Origin of the sequence: Phycicoccus flavus (genome assembly GCF_004025965.2) — a bacterium.
In the GTDB taxonomy this organism is placed as follows: Bacteria; Actinomycetota; Actinomycetes; order Actinomycetales; family Dermatophilaceae; genus Phycicoccus; species Phycicoccus flavus.
Genome location: NZ_SAYU02000006.1, coordinates 75,176 through 90,977, shown reverse-complemented (window position 1 = coordinate 90,977; position 15,802 = coordinate 75,176). Strand labels below are relative to the sequence as shown.

Annotated in this window: 13 protein-coding genes; 4 read left to right on the top strand and 9 right to left on the bottom strand. The window is 74.8% G+C overall.

Going from position 1 to position 15,802, the window contains the following annotated elements; all coding sequences use genetic code 11:
* Positions 1-56 precede the first annotated feature (56 nt).
* Positions 57-1,481 carry a type I glutamate--ammonia ligase gene (gene glnA / locus EPD83_RS03505; RefSeq protein WP_165566204.1) on the bottom strand — a complete coding sequence of 475 codons (1,425 nt, stop codon included), beginning with the start codon at positions 1,479-1,481 and terminating at the stop codon, positions 57-59.
* A 236-nt stretch (positions 1,482-1,717) separates the two neighbouring features.
* On the opposite strand from glnA, the gene EPD83_RS20840 reads away from it, so the two are divergent.
* Complete coding sequence (locus tag EPD83_RS20840) at positions 1,718-2,212, top strand: RDD family protein (RefSeq protein WP_128367724.1); 495 nt, start codon at positions 1,718-1,720, stop codon at positions 2,210-2,212.
* A 60-nt stretch (positions 2,213-2,272) separates the two neighbouring features.
* On the opposite strand, the gene EPD83_RS03495 is transcribed toward EPD83_RS20840, so the two are convergent.
* Genes EPD83_RS03495 through lipB form a run of 3 tightly spaced genes read right to left on the bottom strand, consistent with a single transcriptional unit; the run spans position 2,273 to position 4,771 of the window.
* On the bottom strand, positions 2,273-2,998 hold the full coding sequence (locus tag EPD83_RS03495; protein WP_128367725.1) for a DUF4191 family protein: 726 nt from the start codon (positions 2,996-2,998) through the stop codon (positions 2,273-2,275).
* A 58-nt stretch (positions 2,999-3,056) separates the two neighbouring features.
* On the bottom strand, positions 3,057-4,082 hold the full coding sequence (gene lipA / locus EPD83_RS03490) for a lipoyl synthase (protein ID WP_205859391.1): 1,026 nt from the start codon (positions 4,080-4,082) through the stop codon (positions 3,057-3,059).
* A gap of 50 nt (positions 4,083-4,132) precedes the next feature.
* Positions 4,133-4,771 carry a lipoyl(octanoyl) transferase LipB gene (gene lipB, locus EPD83_RS03485; RefSeq protein ID WP_128367726.1) on the bottom strand — a complete coding sequence of 213 codons (639 nt, stop codon included), beginning with the start codon at positions 4,769-4,771 and terminating at the stop codon, positions 4,133-4,135.
* Between the two features lie 74 nt (positions 4,772-4,845).
* Here lipB and EPD83_RS03480 point away from each other — a divergent pair, with 74 nt between their 5' ends.
* Positions 4,846-7,200: an MMPL family transporter gene (locus EPD83_RS03480; RefSeq protein ID WP_165566203.1), complete on the top strand. Its 2,355-nt coding sequence runs from the start codon at positions 4,846-4,848 to the stop codon at positions 7,198-7,200.
* On the opposite strand, the gene EPD83_RS03475 is transcribed toward EPD83_RS03480, so the two are convergent.
* Complete coding sequence (locus EPD83_RS03475) at positions 7,193-8,383, bottom strand: patatin-like phospholipase family protein (protein WP_128367527.1); 1,191 nt, start codon at positions 8,381-8,383, stop codon at positions 7,193-7,195. The two genes, EPD83_RS03480 and EPD83_RS03475, sit on opposite strands and share 8 nt — an antisense overlap.
* A 30-nt stretch (positions 8,384-8,413) precedes the next feature.
* Positions 8,414-9,142, bottom strand: coding sequence for a Type 1 glutamine amidotransferase-like domain-containing protein (locus tag EPD83_RS03470; RefSeq protein ID WP_128367528.1), 729 nt, complete (start codon positions 9,140-9,142; stop codon positions 8,414-8,416).
* Positions 9,143-9,207: 65 nt separating this feature from the next.
* Here EPD83_RS03470 and EPD83_RS03465 point away from each other — a divergent pair, with 65 nt between their 5' ends.
* Positions 9,208-10,839 (top strand): serine/threonine-protein kinase, encoded by a 1,632-nt coding sequence (locus tag EPD83_RS03465; protein ID WP_128367529.1) that lies wholly within the window; start codon positions 9,208-9,210, stop codon positions 10,837-10,839.
* A 78-nt stretch (positions 10,840-10,917) separates the two neighbouring features.
* On the opposite strand, the gene EPD83_RS03460 is transcribed toward EPD83_RS03465, so the two are convergent.
* The 3 genes from EPD83_RS03460 to lpdA are packed head-to-tail and all read right to left on the bottom strand — an operon-like array spanning position 10,918 to position 15,295.
* Entirely contained in the window at positions 10,918-11,808 is an 891-nt protein-coding gene (locus tag EPD83_RS03460) for a TIGR01777 family oxidoreductase (RefSeq protein WP_235950321.1), read from the bottom strand.
* A 13-nt stretch (positions 11,809-11,821) separates the two neighbouring features.
* A complete protein-coding gene (gene sucB, locus EPD83_RS03455; RefSeq protein ID WP_165566202.1) occupies positions 11,822-13,870 on the bottom strand; it encodes a 2-oxoglutarate dehydrogenase, E2 component, dihydrolipoamide succinyltransferase in 2,049 nt (682 codons plus the stop codon).
* A 39-nt stretch (positions 13,871-13,909) separates the two neighbouring features.
* Positions 13,910-15,295, bottom strand: a complete 1,386-nt coding sequence (gene lpdA, locus EPD83_RS03450; RefSeq protein ID WP_128368328.1) for a dihydrolipoyl dehydrogenase — start codon at positions 15,293-15,295, stop codon at positions 13,910-13,912.
* Between the two features lie 165 nt (positions 15,296-15,460).
* Between lpdA and EPD83_RS03445 the strand changes: the two genes are divergently transcribed.
* Positions 15,461-15,784 (top strand): hypothetical protein, encoded by a 324-nt coding sequence (locus tag EPD83_RS03445; RefSeq protein ID WP_128368327.1) that lies wholly within the window; start codon positions 15,461-15,463, stop codon positions 15,782-15,784.
* Positions 15,785-15,802: the final 18 nt, after the last annotated feature.

Genomic DNA, 15,802 nt, shown 5'->3' with positions numbered 1-15,802 from the left:
GCGCGAGGGGCGCCCCCGCTGATGCGGAGGCGCCCCTCGGGCCGTGACCGGACGGCTCAGATGTCGAAGTACATCTCGAACTCGTGCGGGTGCGGGCGGAAGCGGATCGGGTCGACCTCGTTGGTGCGCTTGTAGTCGATCCAGGCCGCGATGAGGTCCTCGGTGAAGACGTCGCCCTCGAGGAGGAACTCGTGGTCGGCCTCGAGCGCGTCGAGGACGGCCGGTAGCGAGGCCGGGACCTGCCCGATGTTCTCGTGCTCCTCCGGCGGCAGCTCGTAGAGGTCCTTGTCCACGGGCTCCGGCGGCTCGATGCGGTTCTTGATCCCGTCGAGGCCGGCCATGAGCTGCGCCGCGAAGCACAGGTACGGGTTGGACGACGGGTCCGGGACGCGGAACTCGATGCGCTTGGCCTTCGGGCTGTCCCCCGTGATCGGGATGCGCACACAGGCGGAGCGGTTGCGGGCCGAGTAGACGAGGTTGACCGGCGCCTCGTAGCCCGGGACGAGACGGTGGTAGCTGTTCATCGTCGGGTTCGTGAAGGCGAGCACCGCGGGGGCGTGCGTGAGGAGGCCGCCGATGTACCAGCGCGCGATGTCCGAGAGGCCGCCGTAGCCGCGCTCGTCGTAGAAGAGCGGCTCGCCGTCCTTCCACAGCGACTGGTGGGTGTGCATGCCCGAGCCGTTGTCGCCGAAGATCGGCTTCGGCATGAACGTCGCCGTCTTGCCGAGCGCCCAGACCGTGTTCTTCACGACGTACTTGAACTTCATCATGTCGTCGCCGGAGAGCAGGAGGGTGTTGAACTTGTAGTTGATCTCCTGCTGGCCCGCCGTGCCGACCTCGTGGTGGCTGCGCTCGACGGTGATGCCGACCTTGGCGAGGTTGAGGCAGATCTTGTCGCGGGCGTCGGCGAAGTGGTCGACCGGCGGAACGGGGAAGTACCCGCCCTTGTACCGCGTCTTGTACCCGCGGTTGCCGCCCTCCTCCGCGCGACCGGTGTTCCACGCGGCCTCGACGGAGTCGATGAAGTAGTAGCTGGCGCTCTGCTTGGTCTCGAAGCGCACGTCGTCGAAGACGTAGAACTCCGCCTCGGCGCCGAAGAACGCCGTGTCGGCGATCCCGGTGGTCTTGAGGTACGCCTCGGCCTTGGCCGCGATGTTGCGCGGGTCGCGGCTGTAGGCCTCACCCGTGAACGGGTCGACGATGCTGAAGTTCATGATCAGCGTCTTCTCGGCCCGGAACGGGTCGACGTAGGCCGTCGTCGGGTCCGGGATGAGCTTCATGTCGGACTCGTGAATGGCCTGGAAGCCGCGGATCGAGGACCCGTCGAACATCTGACCGTTGGTGAAGAAGTCCTTGTCGACCGTCTCGGCGGGCACGTTGAAGTGCTGCATGATGCCCGGCAGGTCGCAGAACCGGATGTCGACGAACTTCACGTCCTCTTTCTCGATGTACGCGAGGACCTCGTCAGCGGAGCTGAACAATGCTGAACCTCCTGGTTCGGTGCATGGGGCCATGAGCCAGCCCTGGTGGCGTTGCCGACGAACGTAGGGCGGGGTGGTGTCGGGACCGTCACCCGCATGTTTCGACGGTGTAACGCCGACCACCGTATCAACGGGTGGGACGACGCGCCCGAAACGTGGACCCCGGATGAGACGTCGCCTGCGCGGCCTCGGGGGGCTCGCCGGACGACCCGCGCCGGGTCCATACCCTGGATGCCGTGAGCCCCGCGACGCCCGACGCCGACGAGCCCGTCCCCGACGCGATGAGCGCCACCGACCGCGCGCCGGCGGCCTCGGCCGAGGCGCTCGACCCCGAGCTCTGGCGGCGGCTGCTCGCCTTCCTCGTCGACTGGGCGCTGGCGGTGACGGTGACCTTCCTCGTCCTGCCCTACGACCTCGTCCTGCGCCCGGGGGAGGAGCCGGCGATGCTGCTCGGCGTCCCCGAGAGCTCGTGGGCGGCCGTCGGGGTGTTCTTCGTCGCCAGCTCCGCGCTCGTCGCGCTCACCGGGTCGACCCTCGGCCACCGGCTCCTCGGCCTCCAGGTCTGGCAGGTCCGCCCGGGGCTCTTCGCCCTCCAGGTCCTGGTCCGCACCGCCCTGGCCTGCCTGTTCCTGCCGGGGCTCGTGCGCGCCGGTGACGGCCGGCTCCTGCACGACTACGTCGCCGGCACGCGGATCGTGCGCCCCAAGGCCGTGGCGCGCGACGACGACTGACCCCGGCCGCCGACGACGACCGTCGCGATGTCGCGACCGGGTCGGGGTCCGGGGAGGGCGTCAGCGGCCGCGCATCGCCTTGCGGTCCATCCGGACCTTCGTCGGGTCGACGCCCTTGGGGATCGGGGGCTTGAGCCCGCCGAGGGAGGTGAGCCGCTTGTTGACGACCGACACCTCGGCCTTGGAGAGCACCGGCTTCATCCGGGTGAGCTTCGAGGACACCTTGCGGATCGGGACCTGGTCCTCGCCGTCGCCGACGGTCCACAGGTGCACCGGGACGCCGGGGGCGACGCGGGCGACCTTCTTCTCCTCCTGCTTGAGCATCTTCGCGACCCTGCCCGACGGGCCCTCGCCGATGAGGACGACCCCGGGCCGGCCGAGGGCGCGGAAGACCATGGCCGCGCCCTGGAGGTCCTGGGCGCGGGTGCCGCGGGCGCCCTCCATGGCGACCGGCTCCTGGTTCGCGTACCAGCCGCGCTTGCCGAGCCCGGTGAGCGCGGCGCCGGTGGCGCCGACCTTGCCGTCGAGCGCCCCGTACATCGCCGTGTTGCCCCGCCGGTTCATGACGATGACGGCGGCCAGCGCCGCGGCCGGGATGGCGACGAGGATGCCGTACCAGCGCCAGAACCCGCCGAGGAGGAAGCCACCGCCGATCAGGACCGCCGCGACGAGCAGGGCCGCGCCGAGCATCCAGTGCCCGAGCTTCGGGTCCAGCGACTTCAGCGCGGTGTAGGCCTGCCGGATCTCGGCGATGCGGCCGGTCTTCTTCTCGGGCTTCTCGGACACGGGGGTCGGGGCTCCTCGTCGGGGGCGTGCCGCCGGGACGGGCGGCGCAGGCGGGGCCTCAGGATACGGCGCCGCGGGCCTTCGCCACCAACGTGGACGCCTCCTGGCGGGCCGGGTCGGAGGCGGCCTGCGCGAGGTGCGCCAGGTGCTCGGGCACCGGACGGCCCCAGCGGGCCATCGCCGTCGCCCAGAGCCGGCCGGCGCGGTAGGACGAGCGGACGAGCGGGCCGGCCATGACGCCCTTGAAACCGACGTCCTCGGCGACCTCGCTCCAGTGCACGAACTCCTCGGGCTTGACCCACCGGTCGATCGGGTGGTGCATCGGCGAGGGGCGCAGGTACTGGGTGATGGTGAGGATGTCGCAGCCGGCGTCGTGCAGGTCGCGGATGGCCTCCTCGACCTCGTGGTCCTCCTCGCCCATGCCGAGGATGAGGTTGGACTTCGTGACGAGACCGGCCTCGCGCGCCATCGACAGGACCGCGAGCGACTTCTCGTACGTGAAGGCCGGGCGGATGCGGCGGAAGATGCGCGGCACGGTCTCGAGGTTGTGGGCGAAGACCTCGGGGCGGGCGTCGAAGACCTGCGAGACGAGCTCCGGCTTGGCGCCGAAGTCGGGCGGGAGGATCTCGACTCCGGTGTTCGGGTTGAGGGCGTGGATCTGGCGGATGGTGTCGGCGTAGAGGCCGGCGGCCCCGTCGGGCCGGTCGTCGCGCGCGACGCCGGTGACCGTGGCGTAGCGCAGGCCCATGGTGCGGACCGACTCGGCGACCTTGCGCGGCTCCTCGAGGTCCAGCGGCTGGGGCCGGCCGGTGGCGATGTCGCAGAAGTCGCAGCGCCGGGTGCAGGTGTCACCGCCGATGAGGAAGGTGGCCTCGCGGTCCTCCCAGCACTCGAAGATGTTCGGACAGCCGGCCTCCTGGCACACGGTGTGCAGGCCCTGGCCCTTGACCATCGAGTGGATGGCGGAGTACTCCGGGCCCATCCGCGCGGTGGTGCGGATCCACTCGGGCTTGCGCTCGATCGGGGTCTCGGCGTTGCGCGCCTCGACCCGCAGCATGCGGCGTCCCTCGGGTGCGACAGTCACGCGTCCAGCGTACGCCGGGGGTGCGACACCGGTCCCGGCGGCGGGGGTGGTCAGGCGCGGTCGAGGACGTCGGCCAGGTGCTTCTCGGCGTAGGGGAGCACGTCCTGGACGGTGACCCGGCGACCGGCCTCGGCGGTGAGCGAGGACACCCCGGCGTCGCTGATCCCGCAGGGGATGATGGCGTCGGCCCAGGACAGGTGCGCGTCGCAGTTGAGCGCGAAGCCGTGCATCGTCACCCGCCTGCTCACCCGCACCCCGATGGCTCCGAGCTTGCGGTCCGGACCGCGGTCGTCGGCGAGCACCCACACCCCGGAGCGCCCCTCGACCCGGACGGTCTCGACGCCGAACTCGCGGCCCACCCGGATCATCGCCTCCTCGAGCCGCCGGACGTGCGCGACGACGTCGATCGGCACCTCCGGCAGCCGGACGATCGGGTAGCCGACGAGCTGCCCCGGCCCGTGCCAGGTGATCTTGCCCCCGCGGTCGACGTCGACGACCGGGGTGCCGTCGACCGGGCGCTCGTGCGGCTCGGTCCGCTTGCCCGCCGTGTAGACCGGCGCGTGCTCGAGCAGCAGCGTCGTGTCGCCGAGGGAGCCGTCGACGACCTGGGCGTGGACCTCTCGCTGGGTGGCCCACGCCTCCTCGTAGTCGACGAGGTCCGGGGCGTAGCCGAGGTGCACGAAGCGCATGTCCTTAACGGTACGCCGCGGCGGGATGTCCGACCCCGCGGCGCCGGCCCTCAGCCTTCTCTTAGGCTTCGTCCATGAGCGAGCAGCCCGAGCGACCGGCGAACCCGGCCCGGCGTCCCCGACCCGTCCTCGCCGCCGCGGTGGTGGTGATCCTCGTGTGGCTCGTCGTCGGGGCCCTCGGCGGCATGGCCCAGGGCCGCCTCTCCGGCGTCCAGGACAACGACAACGCCTCGTTCCTGCCCAAGAACGCGGAGTCGACGAGGGTCTCCGAGGCCGTCGCGCAGCTGAGCGACAGCGACGAGCTGCCCTACCTCGTCGTCGTCGAGAGGACCGGCGGCGGCAGCCTCGACGAGGCCGACGTCCAGGCCGTGCAGGAGTACGCCGCCGACCTGCCCGGCCTGGCACTACCGAAGATCGAGGGGGAGGAGACGCTCGGCGACTACCTCGTGAGCGGCACCCCGATCACGCCGATCCCCTCGCAGGACGGCGAGGCGGTGCTGCTGGCCGTGCCGCTCGACGGCCCCCGGGCCTCGGAGGCGGCGGGGGAGACCACCCCGCTCGCCGAGGGCGCCACGGTCCTGCGCGACGAGGCGGAGAAGGTGCTGACGCCCGCGGGCCTCACGGCCTACGTCGGCGGCCCCGGCGGCCTCATCGCCGACTTCTCGTCCGCGTTCGCCGGGATCGACGGCATCCTCCTCGGCGTCGCGCTGCTCGTCGTCCTCGTCATCCTCCTCGTCGTCTACCGCAGCCCGGTGCTGCCGATCGCCGTGCTGGTCAGCGCCGTCCTCGGGCTGTCGGCCGCCTCGCTCGTCGTCTACCAGCTGGCGAAGAACGACGTCATCACCCTGTCCGGGCAGTCCCAGGGCATCCTCTTCATCCTCGTCGTCGGCGCGGCGACGGACTACGCCCTGCTGCTCGTCAGCCGCTTCAAGGAGGCGCTGCACGACGACGTGAACTCGTGGTCCGCGCTGAAGCGCGCCTGGCGGGGCTCGGTCGAGCCGGTCGTGGCGTCGGCGGCCACCGTCATCCTCGGCCTGCTGTGCCTCCTGCTCGCCGAGCTGCGCAGCACCTCCGGGCTCGGGCCGGTGGGCGCCCTCGGCATCGCCGGCGCGCTGCTCGCGTCCCTGACCTTCCTGCCGGCCGTCCTCCTCCTCTTCGGCCGGGTGTCCTTCTGGCCGTTCCGCCCCAAGATCGACCACGAGCACGCCGAGGACAAGGTCGGCACCCGCTCGCTCTGGGGCCGGGTGGCCGGGCTCGTCGGCCGGCACCCGCGGCGGACGTGGGTGTCGACGCTCGTCGTCCTCCTCGCGGCGGCCGCGTTCGTCCCGACCTTCAAGGCCGACGGCGCGACGATCGAGGAGACCTTCCTCACCGAGGTCGACTCGGTGACCGCGCAGCAGGTCATCGGCGAGCACTTCCCGGCCGGGTCCGCCACGCCGCTGCAGGTCGTCGTGCCGGAGGCGGACGCCGACGCCGCGCTGCGGGTCGTCCAGGACGACCCTGGCATCGACGGCGCCTACCTCGGGACGACGCCGCCGCAGCCGGGCCAGGAGCCGCAGCCGCCCAAGGTCGTCGACGGCGACGTGCTCGTCCAGGCGACGACCACGGACGCCTCGGACAGCGCCGGCGCCGAGGACACCGTGCGCCGGCTGCGGGCCGACCTCGACGCGGTGAGCCCCGACGCGCTCGTCGGCGGGAACGCCGCGACCAACCTCGACGCGCTGGACGCCAGCGGCCGCGACCTCACGGTCATCGTGCCGACGATCCTGGTCGTCATCTTCCTCGTCCTGGCCCTGCTCCTGCGCTCCCTCGTGGCGCCGCTGCTGCTCGTCGTCGCCAACGTCGTGTCCTTCGGCGCGACCATCGGCATCTCCGCGCTCGTCTTCGACCACGTCTTCGGCTTCTCCGGCGGGGACCCCTCGATCCCGCTGTACGGCTTCGTCTTCCTCGTGGCGCTGGGCATCGACTACTCGATCTTCCTCATGACCCGGGTCCGCGAGGAGTCGGTGCGCAAGGGCACCCGTCCGGGGATCCTCGCCGGGCTGGCCGTCACCGGCGGCGTCATCACGAGCGCGGGCATCGTCCTCGCGGCCACCTTCTCCGCCCTGTCGGTGCTGCCGCTGGTCTTCCTCGTCCAGATCGCGTTCATCGTCGGCTTCGGCGTCCTGCTCGACACCTTCGTCGTCCGGTCGCTGCTCGTGCCCGCCTCCGCCTACGACATCGGCTCCCGGGTCTGGTGGCCGGCGCGGCTCGTCGCCGACGGCGGCTCCTCCGGCCCCGGTCGGCACGCGGCCGGCACCCACCCCGACCCCGACGTGGTCCCGGGCGCGCCGACCGCCGACGCGGACGACGACGCCCAGGCCGGCGACGGCCCGGCCGACGCCGACGCGGCCGGGTCCCGGTCCGGGGGCGCCGACGGCGTCAGGTGACGAACACCCCGGGGTGCTCGCGCAGCCAGGCGCGGGCGTCCTTGCGGCCGAGGTCGGCGGCGACGGCGGAGAAGTCCGGGTCGAACATCAGGTAGCTGAGCAGCTCGCCCTGGAGCGGGCTGTCGCTGCCGAGGATCCGGTGCACGATCTGCAGGTCCGGGTCACGCAGGGTGGCGCGCAGGGAGCCGTGGTTGCGCCGGAAGGTGTCGAGCGCGGCGGCCGCCAACGCGTCGCCGTCGCGCGGGGCGATGCCGACGTACGGCACCTCCCGCAGCGGCCGGTCACTGCCGCCGGCCCGGGCCAGGGCGGTGGCGAGGCCGCGGTCGCCGGCCAGCACGTTCGTCTCGCGGAGCCGGCGCAGGTCGTGCCGCAGCGGGTCGTCCATGACGGCGCCGAGCAGAGTCGCCGCGCTGTCGGCCAGGTCGACGTCGCGGCCGTCGTCGCGGGGGGCGGACTCCGGCGCCTCGCGCCGGCCGGTGCCGACGGCGACGACCCGATCCGCGCCGAGGTCCAGCGCCGGGGCGAGCGGGGTGCGCCTGCGCGTCGCGCCGTCGACGTACCAGTCGGCCGCCGCCGCGGGCTCGGTCACGTGCACCGACGGGAAGAGCACGGGCACCGCGGCCGAGGCCATGAGGTGGTCGGTGGTGAGCCGGGTCCGCACGTAGTGGCGGTGCCGGTCGGCGGGCAGGTCGGGCAGGGGCCGCCCGCCCTCGGTGAAGAGGACGACCCGTCCGGTGCGCACCGACGACGCCGTGACCGCGAGGGTGTCGACCGCGGTGCCGTCGGCGAGGTTGTCGTGCAGCGCCCCCCAGTCGACGTGCTCGCGCAGGGTCGCGGCCAGCGGACCGGTGTCGATGATCCCGCGGAGGCGGAAGCCGGACCAGCCGACGGTCTCGGAGGCGTAGCGCAGCGCCATCTCCGGCAGCTGCCGCCACAGCGGGCGCATGACCCGCGGCTTCGTCCCATGGCCGAGCAGGGTGCCCAGCGCCTCGACCTGGTCCGCGACGGTGCGCCGGGCCGTGGCGGCGACGGCCGCGGCGATGAGCCCGCCGGCGCTGCTCCCGACGAGGACGCGCGGCCGGGCACCGAGGTCGTCCAGGGCGGGCAGGAGGACCTGGAGGACACCGACCTGGTAGCCCGAGCGGGCGCCGCCGGCGTCGAGCACGAGCGCGGTGGTCGTCATCCCGCCGACCCTAGGGGAGCGCCCGCGGGCTCAGGGCAGGAGGGCGACGTCGAGCCGTTCCTCCACGACGTCCTCGCCCTCGCGGGTGACGACGTAGGCACCGGCGCCGGGGCGCTCGGTGACGGCCCCGACGAGCTCGGTGCCGCGGTAGACGAGTCCGGCGCCGTCGTCGGTGCAGTGCGTCGTGGGCAGGGTGCCGTCGGCGACGAGAGCGCGGACGAGCGGGCGGCGGCCGGGCTCGGAGTCGTGGTGGACGCCGTTGCCGTAGGGCAGGAGGGCCAGGCCGTTGGTCACGGCCCGCAGCCGAGGGCCGAAGGAGTCGGTGGTGCCGCCGACGAACCAGCAGATCGAGCCGGCCGAGACCCCGGACAGCACGACGCCGGCCTCCCACGCGGCCCGCATCGCCGTCCCGACGTCGTGGACCGCCCACACGGCGAGCAGGTTCGCCACCGAGCCGCCGCCGACCCACACGACGTCCTGCTCGCGCAGGTGCGTGGGGACGTCCTCGACGCTCGGCATCGAGAACAGGTCCAGGACGGTGACGTCGAAGCCGGCGACGGCGCCGGCCTGGTGGACCTCGGCGGCGAACCAGCGCTGGTCGCCGCTCGCCGTGCCGAGGACGGTGACCCGCGGGCGGCGCCCGTGCACCCCGGAGAGGTCGACGGCGTGGTGGACCAGCGGCCCGAACTCGAGCCAGGTGCGCGAGCCCTCGCGGTAGCCGCCGGAGGTGGCGAGGATCGTCGGGGCGTCGGCGGGCACGGCCCCACGCTAGGGGCTGTGGACAACCGCCCGGGCGCCGGGCCCGGATCGGGCACGGTGGGGTGATGCCGACCGCCACCGCACCGTGCGTCCCGGGCTACGAGCTCGGGCACGTCCTCGGCGCGGGCGGCTCGGGCGAGGTCTGGGAGGGCGTCCGCGAGGCCGACGGCCACCGGGTGGCCGTCAAGGTGCTCCGGGCCGACCCGGAGGCGCTGGACGCCGCGGCCCGCGAGGCCGCCGTCACCTCGCGGGTCGCCGCCGACCACGTGCTCGCCGTCGAGGCCACCGTCGCGCTCGACGACGGCCGGCTCGCCCTCGTCCTGCCGCTGCTGCGGGGCGGCAGCCTCGGCCGGCTCGTCGCGGCCCGCGGGCACCTCACCCCGGGCGAGGTCGTCACCGTCCTGGCACCCCTGGCCGCGACGCTGGGGCGGCTGCACGCCGCCGGGGTGGTCCACGGCGACGTCTCGCCCGGCAACGTCCTGCTCGACCTCGACGGCCGGCCCGTGCTCGCCGACCTCGGGCTCGGGCGGGTCGTCGGCGAGGCCGCGAGCGCCGTCTGGGGGACCGACTGCTACGTCGCGCCGGAGGTGCTGCTCGGTGCCGACCCCGCCGCGGCGGCCGACGTCTACGCCCTCGGCGCGCTCGGCTGGCACTGCCTGGCCGGCGCGCCGCCCGGCCCGCCGGGGCTGCGGCCGGCGCTGGCCGAGGTGTCCCGCGCCGGCCCGGCCGCCGACACCCTCGTCGAGGTGCTGGAGTCGGCGGCGGCCTCGCGGCCCGAGCGGCGCCCGTCGGCGGACGCGCTGGCCGGCGCGATCTTCGCCGTCGCCGACCCCGAGCCGCTGCGCCTGGTCCACGGCGAGGACGAGGTCAGCGCCGTCACCTACCGGCTGCGCGCGGCCGCGACGGCACCGCCCGAGCCCGAGCCGGTGCGTCGGCGGTGGCGGCTGCCGTCCTGGCCCCGAGACGGGTCCCGCCCGGGGCGGCGGCCGACGCGGACCCCGCCGGCGGTGTCGTCCCCGCCCGGGCCCCGGGCACCGGGGGCCGAGGAGCTGCGGCGTCGCCCCCCGGGCCGGCGGGCGGCGCTCGGGGTCGCGGCGCTGGCCGGGGTGTGCGCCGGCGGCGCGGTGCTGGCCGGGGTCGCGGGGGCGCTGCCGCACCCGGCGCCGCCGACGTCCGGGCGGCCGGCGACGTCGGCGGAGTCCGCGGGGACGTCGGCCTCGGCGGGGCGGACCGGACCGGGGGCGTCCCGGACCGGGCGTGCCCCGGGTCCGCTGCCCGCCCGTCCCGCGGACCCCCGGGCCGACGTCTTCGCCGCGGCGGACCGGCCGACCGACCTGCTGGCCGTCCTGGCGCAGGCGCGGGCCGAGGCCTGGCGCACCGGCGACCCCCGGCACCTCGCCGGGGCCGGGGCCGAGGACGGCCCGCTGCGCGCCCGCGACGAGGTGGACCTCGGGGCGCTCCGGCGACGCGACCTGCGGTACGAGGGGCTCACCTACCGGGTGTCGCGGGTCGCCGTCGTCCGGGCCGACGAGGAGCGCGCGACCCTGCGGGCCCGGCTGCGGACGTCGGCGTACACCGTGGCCGGGCCCGGCGGGGGGCCCGCGCAGCGCCGACCGGCGTCCCCGCCCACCGACGTCGTCGTCGAGCTGGCCTGGACCGCGGACGGCTGGCGGGTGGTGGACGTCGGCCCGCCCTGACGGGGGTGCCGAGGCCGCCCGGCGGCGCGGCGCGGGTCCGCCGGGGCCGGGCGCGGGTCCGCCGGGGCCGGGCGCGGGTCAGGCGGTGACCCAGCGGGCGGCGCCGGCCAGGTCGGTGTGGGTGAAGCGGTAGCCGCTGTCGGCGAGGACCGTCCCGACGATGCGCTGGCTGCCGAGGATCTCGCCCGCGAACTCGCCGACGACCAGCTTGAGCGCGGGAGAGGGCGCCGGCAGGACCGCGGGCCGGCCGAGCGCGTCGCCGAGGGCCGAGGCGATCTCCCGCTGCCGGGCGGGCTCCGGGGCGGCGAGGTTGACCGGTCCGGTGACCTCGGGGTGGTCGAGCAGGTGCAGGATCGCCCCGACCTCGTCGACGAGGGTGATCCACGGCCAGAACTGGCGGCCGGACCCCAGCGGGCCGGCCAGGCCGAGACGACCGAGCCGCAGCAGCGGCTGCATCGCGCCGCCGTCGGGGGACATGACGATGCCGGTGCGGACGAAGGCGGTCGGGGCCCCGGCGTCCGTCGCGGGGTGCGCGGCGGCCTCCCAGGCGAGGACGACGTCGGTGAGGAAGCCGCTGCCGGGCGGGCTCGCCTCGGTGAGCTCCTCGTCGTCGCGGTCGCCGTAGAAGCCGACGGCCGAGCCGGACACGAGACGGACCGGGCGACCCGTCTCCGCGACGGCCGTGGCCACCGCGGCCGTGCTGTCGGTGCGCGAGGAGAGGATCTCGTGCTTGTAGGAGGGGGTCCACCGGTGGTCGCCCACCCCGGCGCCCGCGAGGTTGACGACCCCGTCGACCCCGTCGAGGACGGCGGGGTCGAGGCGGCGGGACGCGGGGTCCCAGCGGACCTCGTCCTCGCTGGACGGCGACCGGCGGACGAGCCGCAGGACCTCGTCGCCGCGCTTGCGGAGCGCGGCGACGAGGGCGGTGCCGATGAGACCGGACGAGCCGGTGACGGCGATGCGGGCCACGGTGGCGGCGGCGTCAGAGACCGAGGTCGGCCTCGAACGCCCCCTCCTCCAGCCGCTCCTTCATCGTCGACAGGAAGCGCGCGGCGTCCGCGCCGTCGACGATGCGGTGGTCGTAGGACAGGGCCAGGTAGACCATCGAGCGGATGGCGATGGTCTCGCCACCGTCCTCGCTCTTCACGACGACCGGGCGCCGCACGACGGCGCCGGTGCCGAGGATCCCGACCTGCGGCTGGTTGATGATCGGGGTGTCGAACAGCGCCCCGCGCGAGCCGGTGTTCGTGATCGTGAACGTGCCGCCGGCCAGGTCGTCCGGGGTGATCTTGTTCGACCGGGTCCGGTCCGCGAGGTCGGCGATGCCGCGCGCGAGCCCGGCGATGTTGAGGTCGCCGGCGTGCTTGATGACCGGGACGATGAGCCCCTTCTCGGTGTCGACGGCGATGCCGACGTTCTCGGTGCCGTGGTAGGTGACCTGGTCGTCCTCGATGCTCGCGTTGACCATCGCGTGCGCCTTGAGCGCCTCGACCGCCGCGAGCGCGAAGAACGGCAGGAAGCTGAGCTTCGTGCCCTCGCGCTGCTGGAAGTCGGCCTTGGCCCGGTCGCGCAGCCGGGAGATCCGGGTGACGTCGACCTCGACGACGGTCGTCAGCTGGGCCGAGGTCTGGAGCGACTCGACCATCCGCCGGGCGATGGTGCGGCGCAGCCGCGACATCGGCTGCGTCGTGCCGCGCCGGCTCTCGTCGACGGACGCCGACGAGGACGACGAGGTCCGGGCCGGCTCCTTCGCGGCGGGCTCCGGCGCGGACTCCTCCTTCGCGGGCTCGGGCTCCGGCTCCGGCTCGGGGGCCTTCTTGGCCTCGGCCGCGGCGAGCACGTCCTGCTTGCGGATCCGGCCGCCGATGCCGCTGCCCTCGATCGTCGCGAGGTCGATGTCGTGGTCGGCCGCGAGCTTGCGCACGAGCGGCGTGACGTAGGCCGAGGCGTCGCCGCCGGCCTCGCTGCCGCTGCTCGGGGCCGTGGCCTGCGGCTGCTCCGCGGGCTCGTCGTCACCGGAGCCGCCGCCGGAGCTGCGTCCGGAGTCGTCGTCGGACCCGGCCTCGGGCGCGTCGTCGGCCTGCGCGGCCGCCTCGTCGGGGGTCTCCTGCTGGGGCGCCTCGTCGGCCGGCGCCGCGTCCTGGCCCGACGGCTCGGGCTGCTCGTCGGCCTGCTCGGTGTCCGACGCGGGCTCCGGCTCCTCCACCTCGGCCTGCGGCTCCTCCGCGGGCTCCTCGCTGCTCGCCTCGGGCTCCGCCGCCGGCCCGGACTCCTCGGCCCCACCGCCGCCGGACCCGCCGACGACCGCGAGGTCGGCGCCGACCGGCACCGTCTCGTCCTCCTGGACGAGGATCTTCGTCAGCGTGCCCGCCGCGGGGGAGGGGATCTCGGTGTCGACCTTGTCGGTCGAGACCTCGAGGAGCGGCTCGTCGACCGCGACCTCGTCGCCCTCGGCCTTGAGCCAGCGCGTGATGGTGCCCTCGGTGACCGACTCGCCGAGCGCGGGCATCGTCACGGTCGTGCCGTCGCCGCTGCCGCCACCGGAGGAGCCCGAGTCCCCGGAGGACCCGCCCGCGTCCGCGGACGGCTCCGGCGAGGAGCCGCCGTCGTCGGACTGCTGGGGCTCGGCGGCGTCCTGGCCACCCTCGTCGCCGGCGTCGGCCACGGCCTCGGTGTCGGCCGGGTCCTCGACCTCGTCGTCCGGGCCCTTGCCCGAGCCACCGCCGGAGTCGGGCTCCGCGCCGGAGTCGGCGGGCTGCTCGTCGCCGCCGGAGTCCGAGCCCTCGGCCGCGTCGCCGTCGCCGATGACCGCGAGGTCGGCGCCCACCGGCACCGTGTCGTCCTCCTCGACGAGGATCTCCTGCAGCGTGCCCGCCACCGGCGAGGGGATCTCGGTGTCGACCTTGTCGGTCGAGACCTCGAGGAGCGGCTCGTCGACCGCGACCTCGTCGCCGACGCTCTTGAGCCACCGCGTGACGGTCCCTTCGGTGACGGACTCGCCGAGTGCGGGCATCTGTACGCGTTCGGACATCAGTGGTGCTCTCCTTCGTGGGCGGTGGCGGACATCACTCTAGTTGTGTGCGTGCAGGGGCTTGCCGGCGAGCGCCAGGTGGGCTTCGCCGAGGGCCTCGTTCTGGGTGGGGTGGGCGTGGACCAGGGCCGCGACGTCCTCCGGGAAGGCGTCCCAGGAGACGACGAGCTGGGCCTCCCCGACCTGTTCGCCCATCCGCGAGCCGACCATGTGGACCCCCACCACCGGGCCGTCGACGAGCCGGACGAGCTTGACGAACCCCTTGGTCCCGAGGATCTGCGACCGGCCGTTCCCGCCGAGGGCGTACTCGGAGGCCTCGACGGCGTCCTCGCCGTGGGCCTCGCGCGCCTGGGCCTCGGTGAGCCCCACCGACGCGACCTCGGGGTCGCTGTAGGTGACCCGCGGGACGAGGGTGTCGACGACGGGGGCGGGGTCCAGGCCGGCGATGGACTCGGCGACGAAGATCCCCTGCGCGAACCCGCGGTGCGCCAGCTGGAGGCCGGGGACGATGTCGCCGACCGCCCACAGCCCGTCGACGCCGGTGCGACAGCGCTCGTCGGTGACGACGTAGCCGCGCTCGAGGGTCACGCCGGCCTCGGCGTACCCGAGGCCCTCGGTGACCGGGCCGCGCCCGACCGCGACGAGCACGAGGTCGGCGGTGAGCTCCTCGCCGCCCTCGAGCCGGACGGTGACGCCGGCGTCGTCCTGGTCGGCGGACTCGAACCGCACGCCGGTGCGCACGGTGATGCCGCGGCCGCGGAAGGCCCGCTCCAGGGCGGCCGAGCTTGCCGGCTCCTCGGCGGCGACGAGCCGGGGGAGCGCCTCGACGACGGTGACCTCGGAGCCGAAGGAGGCGAAGACGGAGGCGAACTCGACGCCGATGACGCCGCCGCCGAGGACGACGACGCTCCCGGGCACCTCGGTGAGGCCGAGGGCGCCGTCGGAGGTGACGACCCGGCCGCCGGGCTCGAGGCCGGGGAGGGTGCGGGCGTACGAGCCGGTGGCGAGGACGACGTGGCGCCCGACGAGCCGTCGGTCGCCGACGACGACGGTGCCCGGCCCGTCGAGCCGTCCCTCGCCCTCGACGTAGTCGACCTCGCGGGCCCTGACCAGCCCCTGCAGACCCTTGTGCAGCCGGCCGACGACACCCTCGCGGTAGGAGGTGACGGCCGGCATGTCGACCCCCTCCAGCGTCGCCCGCACGCCGAAGCGCCCGGCGTCACGGGCCGCGTCGGCGACCTCGGCCGCGTGCAGCAGCGCCTTGGTCGGGATGCACCCGCGGTGCAGGCACGTCCCGCCGAGGAGGTCCTTCTCGACGAGGGCGACGGTGAGGCCGAGCTCGGCGGCGCGCAGGGCGCACGCGTAGCCCCCGCTCCCTCCTCCGAGGACGACGACGTCATGGGTGGTCTCGGCGGTGGCCGGCATCCGGTGCTGCTCTCTCTCGCTCGTGCGCGGGTCGGGGCGCGGGGGCGCGGTGGGTGGGGCGTCCGGGCGCTGCATCGCATCCTGTCACCACCGGCCCTGCCGGACGAGGGCGCGACGCGCGGCGGACTCCAGGTGACGCGCAGGTCCACGCCCTATCGTGGGCGCATGGCGTGGTGGAGACGCGGACGACGCGGGGGCGCCGCCCCGCACGACGGCAGCGACCTGGAGAGCGCGCGCGGTCACCTCGAGGAGTTCGCGCGCAGCCGCCGCGGCGTGGAGGCCTACGTCGAGCCCGCGACGAACGTCACCGCGACGACCGTCGTCCTCATCGCGCACGACGGGGAGTGGACCCGGCGGGCCCTGCCCTCGCGGCCCAAGGCATTCCAGGTCGCCCACGACCTCGACGTGCCGGTCTACGACGTCAACCTCACCGGCTACCCCGCCCGGATGCGGGCCTGGACCGCGCGCCAGCGCCAGCAGGAACGCTGACCCGCGGGCCGCGAGCCC